The following is a 15960-nucleotide window of genomic DNA, read 5'->3' on the forward strand; positions in this document are numbered from 1 at the left end:
AACACGCTATTGAGGCGGCCCGCCGGCCGCTTGTATGCGCCTGGCCGCAACCTATCTGTAAACCGAGGCGACGGGGAATTTTCGTGCTGAAGACCAACGACATAGCACCGCAGCATTATCGTGACGCGATGGCCCGCTTCGCCGGCGCCGTGCACGTCGTCACCACCGACGGACCCGCCGGGCGCCGCGGTGTCACCGTCATCGCCGCCTGTTCCGTCTCCGACAACCCGCCCATCGTGCTCGTTTGCCTCAACCGCGAGAACGTCAACAACGATCTCTTCTTGGAGAACGGCGTCTTCGCGCTCAACACGCTGGCCGTCGATCATCAGGAACTGTCGGACGCCTTCTCCGGTCTCACCCGCCTGCCGCCCGACGAGCGTTTCGCCCTTGCCGAGTGGGAGACGCTGTCGACGGGGGCGCCGGCGCTAATCGGCGCCATGGCCGTTTTCGACTGCCAGGTGATCGACACCAAGGAACTTGCCACCCACCGTATTTATTTCGGCAAGGTGACAGGCCTGCGCGTGGGCGCTAACCTGCGCCCGCTGCTTTACCACGACCGCGGCTACCGCGTTCTCTAAGCTTCCGGAGAAACAATGTCCGCACTCACCCCGCGTGCCCTCCCGCAGTCGATCGACGAGACGCTCGACCTTCTGGCCGATGCCGACTACGTGGCCGACCGGGCGCTCGCCACCGTGCTCTTCCTTGCCCTGAAGATGAAGCGGCCCTTGTTCCTGGAGGGCGAGGCGGGCGTCGGCAAGACGGAGATCGCCAAGGTGCTGGCCGCCTCCCTCGGCCGCCGCCTCATCCGGCTCCAGTGCTACGAGGGGCTCGACGTGTCCTCGGCCGTCTACGAGTGGAACTACGCCGCCCAGATGATCGAGATCCGCATGGAGGAGGCGACGGGCACGGCCGACCGCGACATCATGGAGCACAACGTCTTCTCCGAGAAATACCTGATCCGCCGCCCCGTCCTGGAGGCGCTCTCCGGCGGCATCGGCGCGGCCCCCGTCTTCCTCATCGACGAGCTCGACCGCACGGACGAGGCCTTCGAGGCCTTCCTTCTCGAAATCCTCTCCGACTACCAGGTAAGCGTGCCCGAGCTCGGCACCATCCGCGCCGACGAGCCGCCCATCGTCATCATCACCACAAACCGCACGCGCGAGATCCACGACGCGCTGAAGCGCCGCTGCCTCTATCACTGGGTGGACTATCCCGATGCCGAGCGCGAGCTTGAAATCGTCCACCGCAAGGTGCCCGAGGCCAACCGCCGCCTTTCCGAGGAGGTGGTCCACTACGTGCAGAAGCTGCGCGAGATCGACCTTTTCAAGGTGCCGGGCGTGGCCGAGTCCATCGACTGGGTGAGCGCCCTGACCGAGCTCGACAAGGTCGCGCTCGACCCCGAGACCGTATCCGATACGCTGGGCGTGCTCCTGAAATACCAGGACGACATCGCCCGGCTGCAGGAGGGCGAGGGCGCGAAGATCCTGAGCGAGGTCAAGGCCGAGCTGGAAGCTGCGGACTGAGGCCATGGCCGCCGGCAGCAAGCAACGCCGAAAAAGCGCCGACCCGGAAGGGCGGCTCGCCGACAACATCGTCTTTTTCGCCCGCGCCCTGCGCAAGGCGGGCCTGCGCGTCGGGCCCGGCGCCGTCACCGATGCCATCGAGGCCGTGCTGGCGGCCGGCATCGGCACGCGCGAGGACTTCTACTGGACGCTGCACGCCGTCCTCGTGAAGCGGCACGAGGACCACGCCGTCTTCGACGAGGCCTTCCGCCTGTTCTGGCGCTCGCGCGAATTGATCGAGAAGATGCTGGCCATGTTCTCGCCGGTCGCCCCGGACCGGGCCGAGAAAGAGAAGCCGCGCGCCGGCGAGACCCGTGCCGGCGAAGCCTTCCGCAACGAGCGCCGCGACCCGCTCGCGCGCAACGAGGAGATCGAACTTGACGCGCGCCTCTCGCTGTCGGCCAACGAGGTGCTGCGCCACAAGGATTTCGCGCAGATGACGACCGAGGAGCTTTCGGCAGCGCGGCAGGCGATGGCCGCACTCGTCATGCCGCACGACCTCGTCGCCACCCGCCGCCTCCGTCCCGACCCGCGCGGCGGGCGGATCGACCCGCGCGCCATGATGCGCTTCGGCTTGCGCACCGGCGGCGACCTCATCCTGCCGCGCTTCCGCAGCCCGCGCCGGGTGCATCCGCCGCTCGTCGTCCTTGCCGACATCTCCGGCTCCATGAGCCAGTACACGCGCGTCTTCCTGCATTTCCTGCACGCGCTGACGGAAAAGCGCCGACGCGTGCACTCCTTCGTCTTCGGCACGAGGCTCACGAACCTGACACGCCAATTGCGTCACCGCGACCCCGACGAGGCGCTGGCCGAATGCGCGAATGCTGTGCCCGACTGGTCCGGCGGCACGCGCATCGGCGAGGCGCTTCTCACCTTCAACCGTCTGTGGTCGCGCCGCGTGCTCGGGCAGGGGGCGACGGTGCTCCTGATCACCGACGGGCTGGAGCGCGACGATATCGAGACGCTCTCCCACGAGATGGAGCGGTTGCACAAATCCTGCCGCCGCCTCATCTGGCTCAATCCGCTCCTGCGCTTCGAGGGCTTCGAGGCCCGGGCGCGCGGCGTCAGGGCCATGCTGCCGCACGTCGACGAGTTCCGCCCGGTCCATACGCTGGAAGCGCTGGAGGACCTGTGCCGGGCGCTCTCCGCCCCGCCGCCGCGCGGGCGCATGGGAGCTATGACGGTCGAGGGTCTTGGCAACCGCCTGCCTGCGTGACCATATTGGAATGGGTTTAGGATATGCGGGGATTTCGTGTGGAGATGTCGGCGAGCGGTCCTTCCCACTGCTTCCAGCCCGGTCTCTCAACCGCACTCACAGGAGGCGAAAGATGCTCGATCAGACGCAAAGCGGCGAGCCGCTCGACCCGCTGATGACCGCCGAGGACTGGATGAAGGAGGGCCGCGACGTGGCCATCGCCACCGTCGTCGAGACCTGGGGTTCGGCCCCGCGGCCCGTGGGCAGCCATTTGATCATCGACGGGGAGGGGCATTTCGAGGGCTCCGTCTCCGGCGGCTGCGTCGAGGGTGCCGTGGTGGCGGAAGCCGCCGACGTTCTTTCCGACGGCAAGCCGCGCATGCTGGAGTTCGGCGTCGCCGACGAGACGGCCTGGCAGGTCGGCCTCTCCTGCGGCGGCCGCATCAAGGTCTATGTCGAGCGGCTGGGCTGAGCCATGGACCCCTATGCCCTGAAAAAGCTCAATCGATGCCGGCGCGAACGCCGCGCGGCTCTCCTTCTCACCAACCTCGACGACGGGCGCGACCGGGTGGTGGTCGAGGGCGATCCCGTTGCCGGGCCGCTGGGCGAGGCGGTGGAGAAGGCGTTCCGCTCCGGCAAGTCCGGCACGGTTGAGGTCGACGGCCGCACGGTCTTCCTCAACGTGCACCTGCCGCCGCCGCGGCTCGTCATGGTCGGCGCCGTCCACATCAGCCAGGCGCTGGCGCCGATGGCGCGGATGGCCGGCTTCGACGTCCACATCATCGACCCGCGCACGGCCTTCGCTTCGCCGGAACGCTTTTCCGGCGTTCGGCTCGACGCCGAATGGCCGGAGGAGGCGCTGGCAAGGAGCCCGCTCGACGCCTATTGCGCGCTCGCCGCACTCACCCACGATCCGAAGATCGACGATCCGGCGTTGACGGCCGCGCTCGATGCCGGCTGCTTCTATATCGGCGCGCTCGGCAGCCGCAAGACCCACGCAAGGCGCGTCGAGCGGCTAACGGCGGCGGGTGTCCCGTCCTCCGCGATCGAGCGCATCCACGCGCCCATCGGCCTCGCCATCGGTGCGGCGAGCCCGCCGGAGATCGCCGTCGCGGTGCTGGCGGAAATCATCGAGGCCCTGCGCTCGCGCGGGCTCGAAGCGCGGAAAGGCGAGGCGGCGTGAGGTTCGGTCCCGTAGCAATCGAAAAGGCGGAGGGCGCCATTCTCGCCCACGCCACGGCTGCCGGCGACAAGCGCCTGCGCAAGGCGCATCGGCTGACGGCCGACGACATCCGCATGCTGCAGGAGGCGGGCGTGCGCGAGGTGATCGCCGCCGTGCTCGATGCGGACGACCTCGACGAGGATGCCGCTGCCCACCGCATCGCCGCCGCCCTTCATGCCGCCCACGTGGAAGCCCGCCCGCCCGCCACCGGGCGGGTGAACCTGCATGCGTCCGAGGCGGGTGTCTTTCTGGTCGAAAGGGCGGTCATCGACGCCATCAACGGCATAGACCCGGCCATAACCATCGCCACGCTGGAGCCCTTCGCCACGGTCGAGGCGGGGCAGATGGTGGCGACGGTGAAGATCATCCCCTTCGCCGTGCCGGAAAACCTGGTGGCGCAGGCCGAGACGGCTTGCGCGGCGCGCGAGGCCTTTTCCGTAAAACCCTTCGCGCCGCGCCGCGTCGGCCTCGTGCAGAGCGTCCTGCCGGGCGTCAAGCCGAGCGTGCTCGACAAGACCGCCCGCATCACCGAGGCCCGCCTTGCCCGCTCGGCAAGCCGGCTGACCGGCGAGGACCGGCCGCCGCACGAGGAGGAGCGCGTCGCCGCCGCCATCCGCGCGCAAGTTCCGGATAACGACATGATCCTCGTCTTCGGCGCCTCCGCCGTCTGCGACGAGGACGACGTCATTCCCGCCGCCATCCGCCGCGTCGGCGGCACGGTCTCGCGCGTCGGCATGCCGGTCGATCCCGGCAACCTGCTCGTCGTCGGCACGCTCGACGGCAAGCCGGTTCTCGGCGCGCCGGGCTGCGCCCGCAGTCCCAAGCTCAACGGTTTCGACTGGGTGCTCGATCGCCTCGTGGCGGGACTTCAGGTGAGCCCGGAGGAGATCGCCAGCATGGGCGTTGGCGGGCTTCTCATGGAAATCCCCACCCGCCCACAGCCGCGCGAGGTGGCCGTGAAGCCGGCGCCTGCCAAGGTGTGGGCAGTGCTTCTGGCCGCCGGCCAGTCGCGCCGGATGGGCGCGGAGAACAAGCTCCTTGCCGATTTCGCGGGAAAGACGCTGGTGCGCCGCGCCGCGGAGCGCGTGGCGGAGAGCAGGGCGGCCGGCGCGGTCGCCGTCTTGGGCCACGAGGCCGAAGCGGTCTCGCAGGCGCTTTCCGGCCTCGACCTCAGGCAGGTGAAGAACGAGGATTTCGCCACCGGGCTCGCCAGCTCGCTGAAGGTCGGCATCCGCGCGCTTCCCCCATCCGCCGCCGGCGCGCTGGTGGCGCTGGCGGACATGCCGGAGGTGACCACCGCCGATTTCGACCGCCTGATCGAAGCCTTCGTTGCAGCCGGCGGCCGGGCGATCGTGCGCGCCACCCACGGTGGAAAACGCGGCAATCCCGTGATCCTGCCGCGTGTTCTATTTGCCGAGGTCGAGCGGCTGGCAGGCGACACCGGCGCACGCCACATCATCGAAAGCGCGCCGCTGGAGGTGATCGACGTTGAACTCGGCGCCGCGGCGAGCCTCGACGTGGATACGCCGGAGGCGCTGCAGGCCGCCGGCGGCGTGCTCGAGGGGCGGTAGTGGCGTTATCGCGAACGGCATCCCTTCGCATCCCCCTCTACCCTTCGACAAGGCTCAGGGCAGAAGGCAGGGCTATCGCATATAAGTCATTTTTGCCGGCTTCGCCGGAACCCCCACCCTCAATCCCTCCCCTCAAGGGGGAGGGGGGCGCCGACGCCTCAGAATCCCCCTCCCCCTTGAGGGGAGGGGTGAGGGGTGGGGGTGCCATCAAGGACTCAGAACCCATATTCGATTGCTCTGGGGCGGAAGAGGGTGCGGGCCGCTTGCGCCGCCATCTCCTCCCAACCCTCCTCTGCCTCATCTCCATCCTCTTCGCCGCCCCCGCCGCGGCCCTCCAACTCGCCCCCTTCAAGGACCGGCTCTTCACTTACCCCCAAACCCTCGAGACCCGCGACAACGGCGCCTACCGCGTAATCGACTACCGCGAGCTCCGCGACATCAACCAGCGCGACGCCGTGCCGGAGCGGCAGGTCAAGGGCCGCTACGTCAGCACCGACATCCGCCGTCTGCAGCAGGACCTCGCCGCCGATACGAAGGCCGGCTCCGTGCGCCATTTCGCCGTTGGCCGTCCCGCCCGTCCGCGCATCATCACCGTCTATCTGCACGGCCAGGGCGGCAACCGGCACCAGGGGGTGAACGACTTCACCTTCGGCGGCAATTTCAACCGCATAAAGAACCTGATGGGCCGCAACGGCGGGCTCTATCTTTCGCCGGACGTGTCCGATTTCGGCGACAAGGGCGCGGCGGAGGTGGCCGCGCTCGTCTCCCACTACGCCGCGCGCTCGCCAGAAGCGCCGGTCTTCCTCGCCTGCGGCTCCATGGGAGGGGCGCTGTGCTGGCGGCTTGCCCGCGACCCGGCGCTGGCGCCGCGGCTGGGCGGCCTTCTGCTTTTGGGCTCCATGTGGGACGACCATTTCATGGGGTCGGAAGCCTTCCGCCGCCGCGTGCCCCTTTTCATCGCCCACGGCAGCCGCGACACGGTTTTCCCCGTCGAAAGGCAGGAGACCTTCTATCGCGCCATCAGCTCCGCGGCACCCGGCTATCCCCTCCGCTTCGTGCGTTTCGAGACCGGCTCCCACGGCACGCCCATCCGCATGACCGACTGGCGCGAGACGCTCAACTGGATGCTGTCGGTCAGGCGCTAGAGGGGGGTGAATTGAGGTTAGAGCGGGATGAATTCAACCCGGGTCATCCACCGCGCGTCATCCCGGACAACCTCCGCCCTGCGGGCTACGGCTTCCGGGATGACGCGCGGAAGAGGCGAACCAATCTGATCTCGACAGCCTCTACGCCCCTTACGGTGTGCTGTAGTAGTCGACCAGCAGTTCCGGATTGACCTCGCCGTCATAGGAGGCGTCGGCCTCGTATTTCACCAGCGTGAAGACGCCGGAGCGGAAGAGCCAGGTGCCCGAGGCGGAGGCGTCGCCCAGACCGCGCCACTTGGCGCTGGAGGTGATCTCCAGCGTGTCCGGGTCGAATTCCGAGTTCACCAGCAGATCGTCGGACGTATAGCCGATAATCCGCATCTCCTCCACGGCCCCCTCCATGTCGTCGTTCTCATATCGTATGTCGAGCTCCGGCGTGGCGAAGCGCAGCGGCAGAAGCTGCCCGCGCCCGTCGGTCATCAGATAGGCGTGGGTCTCGTTGTAGGCGCCGACGTTGCAAAAGAAGCGGAACATATGCGCCTCGTGCGGCGGCGTGTCCTCTTCCTCGTAGGCGTAGTTGTAGGGGATCACGTGGTGCTGCGGCGCTGATGGCGCGTCGGCACCCGTCCGGCACTCATCGCCATAGAGCGTGGCGAAGATTTTCTTGGCCTGTTCGAACAGGATATTGCCTTCCTCTTGCGGCGGAGCGTCGCCGCAAGCGGTCGGCAAGGCATCGCGCGGCGGGCCGTCGGCGGGCGAAAGATGCGCTTCCTCGATGTGAAGCGGCGTGAAGGGCGTCGTCTGCACCAGCGGGTCGGCGAGCCTCATCGTGTAGCAGCCGGCGAACACCTGGTCCTCTCCGCTGCCATCCTGCGCCAGGATGGCGACGGGCAGGGCGTAGTAGACGCTGCCGGCGGCGCCTTCTTGGCTCGCAAGGCCGGCCACCACCTCCACGCTCTCGGTATCCGCGTAGCCGGCGGCGTAGTCCTCCAGCGTCGCGGCCGGCGGCGTCGAGAAATAGGCGTAGGCGCGCGCATATTCCTTGCGGTTGATGGCGTTATAGAGCGAGCGGACCAGCGCTTCCGGGCTCGACCGGTCGTCCAGATAGGCGGGATCGGCTGCGGCGGCCGGGGGAGGGCCCGACACTAGCCAGAAAGAGGCCATGGCCGCGGCAAGGGGAAGTGGCTTCATGGATGCTGCTCCGGGTCATGTTTCATCCGTCGGCTCCTCGACCATAGCACGCGCGGCCGGGGTTTGAACCGGCCGGCATGCGAAAGGAGCGAGCGGTCTTCCAAAAGCTAAAATACATGTGCGGCCGGAAGACCTTTTTTAACACCAGCGGCTTAGCCTCAATTCTTGGATCGGTACCTCAACGGGCGGGGATGGAGGTCTCATGGCACCGCGCGCGCCGCGCGACTTCGCGACTATGCTGGACGAGCTTCTGGCCGAGCACGGCCGCGAGCCGGACCGCGCCCATCTCGTCTCGGTGGACCATCTCTCGGTCGCCGAGGAACTGCATTCCGGCCGGATCAGGTTTTCGGAGGACATGATCGAGGCGGCCTACCGGACGTTTGCCGATCGTGGACCGGCAAAGCCGGAAGCCAAAGCCGTGGAGCCGGAGCCCTCCGTCGATCCCGACGACATCGCCCGCGAGCTCGACCTCGGCAAACGGGCAAAGCCGAAGGAGCTCGACCGGCTGCGCCGCGACTTCGCCTTCCGCAACCATCCCGACCGCGTTCCCGAGCACCTGCGCGCCCGCGCCATCATCCGCATGCAGGTGGCCAACATGCTGATCGATGACGCCAAGCGCGGCCGCTTCAGGCGTAAAAAGGCATGAGCTTGGCGCGGCCCAGCCAGCGCGAAAGAAGCAGCACCGAGACGACCGCAAGCCCGGTGAACAGCCCCAGCCAGATGCCGACGCCCTGATAGCCGAACGGGAAGGCGAGGGCGATGCCGAACGGCAGGCCGATACCCCAATAGCCGACGGCCGCATAGACCATCGGCACCGTGGTATCGTGCAGCCCGCGCAGCATGCCGCTCGCCACCGCCTGCGCCCCGTCGGCGATCTGGAACAGCGCGGCAAGGCCTAAGAAGGTGACCGCCATGGCGATGACCGGCTGGTTCTCCGGTGCCTGAAGGTCGAGGAACCCGGCGATCAGCAGCCGCGGTGCCAGAAGCATGAGAAGCGCCATCGCCGCCATGAAGCTCACCCCCATCACGAAGGCCGTCCAGCCGGCGCGGGTGACGGCATGTGCATTGCGCGCGCCGAAGGCGCGGCCGACGCGCACCGTCACCGCCTGGTTGAGCCCCAGCGGCACCATGAAGCTGACCGAGGCGATTTGTATCGCGATGGCGTGGGCGGCCAGCGACACGGCGTCGATGAGGCCCATCAGGAAGGCCGCGGCGTTGAAGATCGACACCTCGAAGGTGAGGATGGCGGCGATCGGCAGGCCGAGCTTCAAAAGCCCCATGAAGCGCGGCCAGTCCGGCCGCCAGAAGCGGCCGAAGAGCCGGTAGCGGCGGAAATTGCGGTCGAGCGAGACAACCGCGACGAGGCCGCAAAACAACAGGAGGCTCGAAAGCGTCGTGGCGATGCCGGCGCCGACGATGCCGAGGGCGGGAAACCCCAGGTTGCCGAACATCAGGCACCAGTTGGCCAGGACGTTGAAGCCGACGGCGAGGAAGGCCACCACGAGCGCCCAGCCCGGCCGCTCGAGCGCCGAGATGAACGAGCGCAGCACGATATAGCCGAAGAAGGGAAGCACCGCCCATTGCAGCGCGCGCATGTAGCTTGCTGCCAGCGCGGCAAGGTTCGGATCCTGGCCCATGGCAAGCAGGATCGCCTCGCACTGCCAGAGGAAGAGCCAGACCGGCAGCGAGACGGCGATCGCCATCCACAGGCCCTGGCGCGCCGTGCGCCGCACCTCGCGCAGCGAACGCTGCTTGCGCCCGAGTGCGCTCGCCATCATCGGCGAGGTGGCGGCCAAAAGGCCGATGCCGAAGATCACCGGCAGGAAATAAAGATTATGGCCGAGCGTGCCGGCGGCGAGCGCGGCCGGCGACAAGCGTCCCATCATCATGACGTCGGTGACGTTCATGGCAGTCTGGGCAAGGTTGGTCATGACCATCGGCCAGGCGAGCGCCAGCGTGGCGCGCGCCTCGGCAGGCCAGGAATTGACCGTCGGCGCTCCCGCGCCGGAAGCCAGCACAGACATGACCCGGACTTTCCCGTGGATGGCTGCCGCCGTTCGTGCCGCGGCAAAAAAAGGGGCGCAATTCGCCCGCTTTTATCGGTTTCCGGCAAGCAAACAAGTCAATTTCTGTTGTGCCAGCATGCTGTTCGATTGATGGGTCGGGCGACCACCGGGCGTTGGCGCGGCACGTTTGCTCGCTTATAATGGCGTTCTCCCCCGGGCGTCCGCCCGCCTTTAACCACCGGAGAAACCCCATGGAAAAGCGCCGCCTTGGCCGCACCGATCTCCTCGTCTCGAAAATCTGTCTCGGCACCATGACCTGGGGCGAGCAGAACACGGAGGCCGAGGGCCACGCCCAGATGGACTACGCCTTCGAGAAGGGCGTGAACTTCCTCGACACGGCCGAGCTCTACCCCATTCCGCCCAAGGCGGAGACGCAAGGGGCGACGGAGCGCATCATCGGCACCTGGATGAAGGCGCGCGGCAACCGCGACAGGATCGTGCTGGCCTCCAAGGTGGTGGGCCGCACGGCGAACCCGTGGTTCCGCGGCGGACGGTCCTCGAAGCTGGTGCGCGCCGACATCATGGACGCCATCGATAAATCGCTGGAGAGGCTGAAGACGGAGTACATCGACCTCTACCAGATCCACTGGCCGGACCGGTCGATCCCCTGGGGCTCCAACCCCACGCGGGTGACGGGGACGGCCGAGCGCCATGCCGACGAGACGCCGATCGAAGAGACGCTGGCCGTCTTCGACGACCTGGTAAAAGCCGGCAAGATCCGTCATCTCGGCCTGTCTAACGAGAGCTCGTGGGGCCTCATGCGCTTCATCGCCGGGGCGGAGAAGGGCGTGGGCCCGCGCATCGCCTCGCTGCAGAACGCCTACAACCTCGTCAACCGCACCTTCGAGGTGAACCTCGCCGAGGCATGCGCGCGCGAGGACGTGAGCCTGCTTGCCTATTCGCCGCTCGCGCAGGGGTACCTGACCGGCAAATACGACCACGGCGCGCTGCCCAAGGGCTCGCGCAAAGAGCTCTTCGACCGGCTGCAGCGCTACGAGAAGCCGGGGGCGGCCAAAACCTTCCTCGCCTATAACGAACTCGCCCGCTCCTTCGGCCTGACGCCGGCCACCTTCGCCAACGCCTTCGTCGCTTCCAGGCCCTTCCTGACCGCCAACATCATCGGCGCCACCACCATGGCGCAGCTCAAGGAGGCGGTAGCCTCGGCCGACGTCGCCTGGACGGAGGAGATGCAGGCGGCAGTCGATGCCCTGCACCAGAAGACGGGCAATCCCTGTCCGTAGGGCAGGTGCTTGCAAGGTGAATTTGGTCGGGGATCGCGCTGGCACTCCGTCGCGCGCCCCCTCTGTCCTGACGGACATCTCCCCCGCAAGGGGGGAGATCGGCCGGCCGCTTGATCCGGCGCTTTTCCTGCAACATCGGCGATTGGCGAAACCGTCCACGACGGCCAATCTCCCCCCTCGCGGGGGAGATGTCCGGCAGGACAGAGGGGGGCGCGAAGGGGCGCTTTCTCCTCCTCCCTATAGCCGTTTCCCCCCACCCATGTCGGAAACCCTCTCCCTCCTTCGTCCTCGGTGCATTGAAGCCGGCGGACGCCGGAGGAAGAGGGAGACCGAAGTGATCAGGAACACGCTCATCGCCATCACGATCGCCACCGCGGCCTTCGCCGCCGTGCCCGCCATTGCACCCGCCGAGGAGGGAAAGACCACCATGGAAAGACAAGCCATCAAGCCGGAGCCCGCCAGGAGCGGCCATGTCGAGGCCAACGGCGTCAACTACTATTACGAAGTCCACGGGAAGGGCGAGCCGCTCCTGCTGCTCCATGGCGGGCTTGGAACGCTCGACATGTTCGGCCCCGTTCTGCCGGCGCTCGCCGCCGGCCGCGAGGTCATCGCCGTCGACCTGCACGGCCACGGCCGCACCCGGCTCGGCGACCGCGAGATCGACCTGATCGACATCGGCGACGACCTGGCCGTGGTGATCGAGGAGCTCGGCTACGAAAAGGTCGACGTCCTGGGCTATTCCTTCGGCGGCGGCGCCGGCTTCCGCCTTGCCGTCCAGCACCCTGAGATGGTGCGCCGGCTGGCGCTGGTCTCGGCCGGCTTCGCCCAGGACGGCTTCTATCCCGAGATGCTGCCGCAGCAGGCTCAGGTGGGCGCCGGGATGGCCGAGATGATGAAGGATACGCCGATGTACCAGTCCTACGCGGCGGTGGCGCCCGACGTCTCGGAGTTCCCGAAGCTGCTCGACAATATGGGCGCGCTCATGCGCAAGCCCTACAACTGGGCCGAGGACGTGAAGACGCTGAAAATGCCGGTGATGCTGGTCTTCGGCGACAGCGACATGTACCGCCCCGAGCACATCGTCGCGTTCTACCAGCTTCTGGGCGGCGGCTTGAGGGATGCCGGCTGGATGCGCGAGAACATGTCGCAGAACCGGCTGGCCATCATCCCCAACCGCACGCATTACGACATCTTCTTCGGCCCCGAAATCGTCGCCACGGTCCAGCCCTTCCTCAACGGCGAGACGGACGTGAAGAGCTGGGCCGATCATGTGGAGGAGGGGCGGTAAGCCCCTCTCTCTCCCCGCCCATCCGGCAGGGCTATTGCATATAGGTTGTCTTTGCCGGCTTCGCCGGGACCCCCACCCTCAATCCCTCTCCATCCTGAGCTTGCCGAAGGGGGGAGGGAGGCTGGTCGAGTGCGGCCTCGTCGTCCCCCTCCCCCTTGAGGGGAGGGGTTAGGGGTGGGGGTACCATCAAGGCTCGGAACCCCATCGATAGCCCCGCCCCGCCCGGTGCGAGAGCGCTGCCTCGCACCCCCACCGCTTTCCTTGTCGCGGACGTCTGCCGGGTGTATCCTTTCCCTTCCACCGACCAGCAGGCGGACTGACGTGGCGCTGGTCTCGCAAAGGACGGCACATGCCGCCTTTGCCTGCGATTCCCGTCGGCCGCTTCCGCCGTGCTTGCGCGGCGATGTGACCGGGAAAGGATGAGGTCATGGGTATCGCGATGACAATGCAGGAATATCTGAAGGACAACCACGTTCCCTACGATATCGCCAAGCACAACAAGACCAGCAATTCCGAGATGACGGCGCGGGTAAGCCACGTGCCGAACACCGCGCTCGCCAAGGGCGTGGTGCTGAAATGGGACAGCAGCTACATTCTCGCCGTCCTTCCCGCCTCGCGCCGGGTCGACCTGAAGAAGGTGCGCGAGATCGTCGGCGAGAAAGTGGAGCTTGCCTCCGAGGAGGAGGCGGCCGCCCTGTTCCCCGACTGCGAGGAGGGCGCGGTGCCGATCTTCGGCGCGCCCTACCACCTGCCCTGCGTCGTCGACCAGGGGCTGGAGGTGAGCGGCGACGTCTACTTCGAGGGCGGCGACCACCGCACGCTGGTGCATGTCAGCCACGACGGCTTCGACCGGCTGATGTACGGCATGCCGCGCGGGCACATCAGCGGCTGAGCGGCGCGGCGCGCCGCCCGGACACGGAAAGCTCGGGGGCGCTCAGCTGGCCAGAACGCCTGCGCCAAGCCAAACGTGGCACACGACGGAGAGGGGGAGGGGCTGTTCCCCGACGAGCAGCGACCGGCGGGGCGCAAGCGCGCCGCACGGCGAATATTTTTCAATCAGCGCCTTGTTTTAAAACCGAAAGCGCTTATCTAAGTCCTATCGATCTTGCTTGCTAAGCTCTGCTGTCGCCTTCCGGCGTCTCGACGAACTTCCTTCAAAATCGATCTGAACCGTTTGCCGTGCTTAAGGCGCGGTGAATAAACGCCGTGACCGATTGAAAGGAAATCGTCATGAACACCGGAACCGTAAAGTTCTTCAACTCCACCAAGGGCTTTGGCTTCATCCAGCCGGATGATGGCGGAACGGACGTCTTCGTCCACGTCTCCGCCGTCGAGCGTGCCGGCCTTGGCACCATCGTGGAAGGCCAGAAGCTGAGCTTCGACGTCGTCAGGGACAGCCGCTCGGGCAAGAATGCCGCGGACAACCTGCGCGCCGCGTAAAGCGTATCCATCTCGATCCGTGACCACGGATGTACTGGCACGGGTCTTTGAGATGAGAGGAAAGGTCGGGCAACGCCCGGCCTTTTTGCTTTTCAGGCATCGAAAAGGACGAACCACATGACCCAAGCCATCACCAAGGACACCCTCTTCCGGCCCACCCGGCCGAACGCCGCCACCAAGGCGGACATCACCGACCGCACCGCCCGCGCGATCATCGACGCGGAAGCCGCGCGCCGCGAGGCCAAGACTGAGCGCCTGAGGCAGGCGCGCCTGGAAATGGAAGCACGGCAGCCGAAGGAGGCGCCGGCGAAGGCGCCGCGTGGGGGGAAGACGGCTGCGAAGGCGGGTGGGGCACGCCGCGCGGGGTGACTGCCCAATCCGTGGGCAGTCGTCACAAACGGTCACGCCACCTTTTGCTCCGCCAGCGCTCTGGCCGTCGCCTCCGGCTCCATCGCAATGACGCGCAGAAAAGCGCGGCTGGTCTGGTCGGGCTCGGAACGCCCCTGTTCCCAGTCGCGCAGCGTGCCGAGCGGGATGTGATAGCGGGCGGAAAATTCCTGCTGCGTCAGCCGCAGCGCCCGGCGGATGACCGCAACGCGCGGCATACGCTTCATTGCCGCCAGCGCCCTCGCATCGAGCGGCGGGTTTTCAGGATCGGACAGCGCATTGGCTTCCGCCTGCTCGTCCGTCATGTCGGAGAGGCGTTTCCAACCTGTCTTATCAGCCATCAAAAGGGTTACCCCTAGGCGTTGGACGTTTCTGCAGCTCACGCGTCCACATACTCTGCACGGCTGACCGGCTTGGGGACGGGCAACCCGTCTTCCCGCAGGCCTCGATGTGAAAGCGGATAGCGTCGCGGATTTCGATTTCGACTTCCTCGACGGTGGCGCCGGTGGCGATGCAGCCCGGCAGGTCGGGGACATAGGCGGAATAGTTGCTTCCAGCCTTTTCGATCACCACTGCATAGCGCATCTCATCGCTCCTTCAGACCGGCCTGTTTCAAAATGCTGTTCAAGGTGCCGGGCGCGACATCGTCAGATGGTTTGCCGGCCACGGTGACGCGGCCGGCCTTGTTGCGATGCTTATATTGGCGATGGCTGCCCTTGGTTGCAACCTGATACCAGCCATCCGCCATTTCAGCCCAGGTAAAAGTTAGAACTCACGCGAGCGGATGTGGGGGAACTGGCGGAAACCGCTTTTCACTAGCAGGTGCCCGCAGTTCTTCCTCGACACCCAGGATTGCGTTCTCGATCCGAAGTGAGAGATCGCGCCCTACCGATACATATTTGGCGTCATCGGCTGACCAGATGATTTGGCTGTCGAGGAGTGACAAAACCACAAGGTGATCCAACTCTGAGTAGTTCTGCTTGAAAGTGGACAATGTGGCGACGGTGAGGTGCTCCGAAAGGGGCGGCTTCTTCGTGTTCCAGAGATGAACTGCACACCGCTGGCCGTTGATTACCGTCCCGAAGTCCGCAGAAAAGTTGACTTTGAAGACCTCATTTGGACTTGAAAAAGTGTGAGGTGGGACTTCAAATGTCTCTGCCGGATGCAAACCGCGCCAATTCAGCAAGGCTGTGAGTCCTGCCTGAACCGACGTTCGTTCCGGCGCCCTTGCGATTTGACGGGCAGTTTCTAGTACACTCTCTATGCTCTCGCCCTTTGCGAGCAGACGGTGGGCGTGAAGGCGGAGCGAGCGGTGAAAATCATAGGCATCATCGCTTGGGATGATCCTTTTTCGCAACTCCGTGCGTTGAGGTTTCGTATTTAGAGAGATCAGCTTCAGATAGGCAGAAGTTCCAAATTTCAACATGTTGTCAGTCCTGTTCGGCCTTAGCTACCTCGACTCAGGACCCGACTCTCCGTATGGTACTCTTGCTACAGAGAAGGGAGTCAGATCTCTTCGCCCCGCGTGGGCTTCGGCTTTTTCGCGGTATCCAGAGCCGACCCGAGAGGGTCGGCTCTGGTATTTTTAGGGGCATCAAGACATCCTTATATCTTGTTCCCTGTTTGTCCTCCTTGCGCTTTCGGCCCGATCT

The 15960-nt window shown here is 66.1% G+C and carries 19 protein-coding genes and 1 pseudogene; 14 read left to right on the forward strand and 6 right to left on the reverse strand.

Annotated features, from left to right (window positions below; translation table 11 throughout):
• Positions 1-83 precede the first annotated feature (83 nt).
• From GM910_RS05900 to GM910_RS05930, 7 genes are all read left to right on the forward strand, one after another.
• On the forward strand, positions 84-578 hold the full coding sequence (locus GM910_RS05900) for a flavin reductase (protein ID WP_159586582.1): 495 nt from the start codon (positions 84-86) through the stop codon (positions 576-578).
• A 15-nt stretch (positions 579-593) separates the two neighbouring features.
• Positions 594-1523: an AAA family ATPase gene (locus tag GM910_RS05905; protein WP_159586583.1), complete on the forward strand. Its 930-nt coding sequence runs from the start codon at positions 594-596 to the stop codon at positions 1521-1523.
• Positions 1524-1527: 4 nt separating this feature from the next.
• Complete coding sequence (locus GM910_RS05910; protein ID WP_159586584.1) at positions 1528-2778, forward strand: vWA domain-containing protein; 1251 nt, start codon at positions 1528-1530, stop codon at positions 2776-2778.
• Between the two features lie 112 nt (positions 2779-2890).
• Complete coding sequence (locus tag GM910_RS05915; protein WP_159586585.1) at positions 2891-3229, forward strand: XdhC family protein; 339 nt, start codon at positions 2891-2893, stop codon at positions 3227-3229.
• A gap of 3 nt (positions 3230-3232) precedes the next feature.
• On the forward strand, positions 3233-3940 hold the full coding sequence (locus tag GM910_RS05920) for an XdhC family protein (RefSeq protein ID WP_159586586.1): 708 nt from the start codon (positions 3233-3235) through the stop codon (positions 3938-3940).
• Positions 3937-5550: an NTP transferase domain-containing protein gene (locus tag GM910_RS05925; RefSeq protein WP_159586587.1), complete on the forward strand. Its 1614-nt coding sequence runs from the start codon at positions 3937-3939 to the stop codon at positions 5548-5550. The genes GM910_RS05920 and GM910_RS05925 overlap by 4 nt, the downstream gene beginning before the upstream one ends.
• 263 nt (positions 5551-5813) lie before the next feature.
• Positions 5814-6695: an alpha/beta hydrolase gene (locus GM910_RS05930; RefSeq protein WP_159586588.1), complete on the forward strand. Its 882-nt coding sequence runs from the start codon at positions 5814-5816 to the stop codon at positions 6693-6695.
• A 150-nt stretch (positions 6696-6845) separates the two neighbouring features.
• Here the strand turns inward: GM910_RS05930 and GM910_RS05935 are convergent, their stop codons facing one another.
• Entirely contained in the window at positions 6846-7886 is a 1041-nt protein-coding gene (locus tag GM910_RS05935; RefSeq protein WP_246225864.1) for a DUF1176 domain-containing protein, read from the reverse strand.
• A gap of 202 nt (positions 7887-8088) precedes the next feature.
• Here GM910_RS05935 and GM910_RS05940 point away from each other — a divergent pair, with 202 nt between their 5' ends.
• Entirely contained in the window at positions 8089-8532 is a 444-nt protein-coding gene (locus tag GM910_RS05940; protein WP_159586589.1) for a hypothetical protein, read from the forward strand.
• On the opposite strand, the gene GM910_RS05945 is transcribed toward GM910_RS05940, so the two are convergent.
• On the reverse strand, positions 8513-9910 hold the full coding sequence (locus GM910_RS05945; protein ID WP_159586590.1) for an MATE family efflux transporter: 1398 nt from the start codon (positions 9908-9910) through the stop codon (positions 8513-8515). The genes GM910_RS05940 and GM910_RS05945 overlap by 20 nt on opposite strands.
• Between GM910_RS05945 and GM910_RS27575 the strand changes: the two genes are divergently transcribed.
• The 6 genes from GM910_RS27575 (at position 9909) to GM910_RS05970 (ending at position 14290) form a co-directional block, all read left to right on the forward strand.
• On the forward strand, positions 9909-10043 hold the full coding sequence (locus GM910_RS27575) for a hypothetical protein (protein WP_281354866.1): 135 nt from the start codon (positions 9909-9911) through the stop codon (positions 10041-10043). The genes GM910_RS05945 and GM910_RS27575 overlap by 2 nt on opposite strands.
• A gap of 100 nt (positions 10044-10143) precedes the next feature.
• A complete protein-coding gene (locus GM910_RS05950; protein ID WP_159586591.1) occupies positions 10144-11193 on the forward strand; it encodes an aldo/keto reductase in 1050 nt (349 codons plus the stop codon).
• A gap of 334 nt (positions 11194-11527) precedes the next feature.
• The gene (locus tag GM910_RS05955; RefSeq protein ID WP_246225865.1) at positions 11528-12481 is read left to right on the forward strand and encodes an alpha/beta fold hydrolase; all 954 of its coding nucleotides are present in this window, start codon (positions 11528-11530) and stop codon (positions 12479-12481) included.
• A 427-nt stretch (positions 12482-12908) separates the two neighbouring features.
• Positions 12909-13373, forward strand: coding sequence for an aminoacyl-tRNA deacylase (locus tag GM910_RS05960; protein ID WP_159586593.1), 465 nt, complete (start codon positions 12909-12911; stop codon positions 13371-13373).
• A 338-nt stretch (positions 13374-13711) separates the two neighbouring features.
• Entirely contained in the window at positions 13712-13921 is a 210-nt protein-coding gene (locus GM910_RS05965) for a cold-shock protein (RefSeq protein WP_159586594.1), read from the forward strand.
• Between the two features lie 117 nt (positions 13922-14038).
• A complete protein-coding gene (locus GM910_RS05970) occupies positions 14039-14290 on the forward strand; it encodes a hypothetical protein (RefSeq protein WP_159586595.1) in 252 nt (83 codons plus the stop codon).
• 32 nt (positions 14291-14322) lie between these two features.
• Here GM910_RS05970 and GM910_RS05975 read toward each other — a convergent pair whose 3' ends face one another.
• The 4 genes and pseudogenes from GM910_RS05975 to GM910_RS05990 all read right to left on the reverse strand — a co-directional run bounded on the left by GM910_RS05975 (position 14323) and on the right by GM910_RS05990 (position 15734).
• Positions 14323-14649: a helix-turn-helix domain-containing protein gene (locus GM910_RS05975; RefSeq protein WP_201285412.1), complete on the reverse strand. Its 327-nt coding sequence runs from the start codon at positions 14647-14649 to the stop codon at positions 14323-14325.
• A gap of 38 nt (positions 14650-14687) precedes the next feature.
• Positions 14688-14893, reverse strand: a pseudogene (locus GM910_RS05980) (type II toxin-antitoxin system HicB family antitoxin).
• A 1-nt stretch (position 14894) separates the two neighbouring features.
• Positions 14895-15056: a type II toxin-antitoxin system HicA family toxin gene (locus tag GM910_RS05985; RefSeq protein ID WP_159586596.1), complete on the reverse strand. Its 162-nt coding sequence runs from the start codon at positions 15054-15056 to the stop codon at positions 14895-14897.
• Between the two features lie 24 nt (positions 15057-15080).
• Entirely contained in the window at positions 15081-15734 is a 654-nt protein-coding gene (locus tag GM910_RS05990) for a hypothetical protein (RefSeq protein ID WP_159586597.1), read from the reverse strand.
• Positions 15735-15960 lie beyond the last annotated feature (226 nt).

It is taken from the genome of Chelativorans xinjiangensis (assembly GCF_009812055.1).
Classification (GTDB): Bacteria; Pseudomonadota; Alphaproteobacteria; order Rhizobiales; family Rhizobiaceae; genus Chelativorans; species Chelativorans xinjiangense.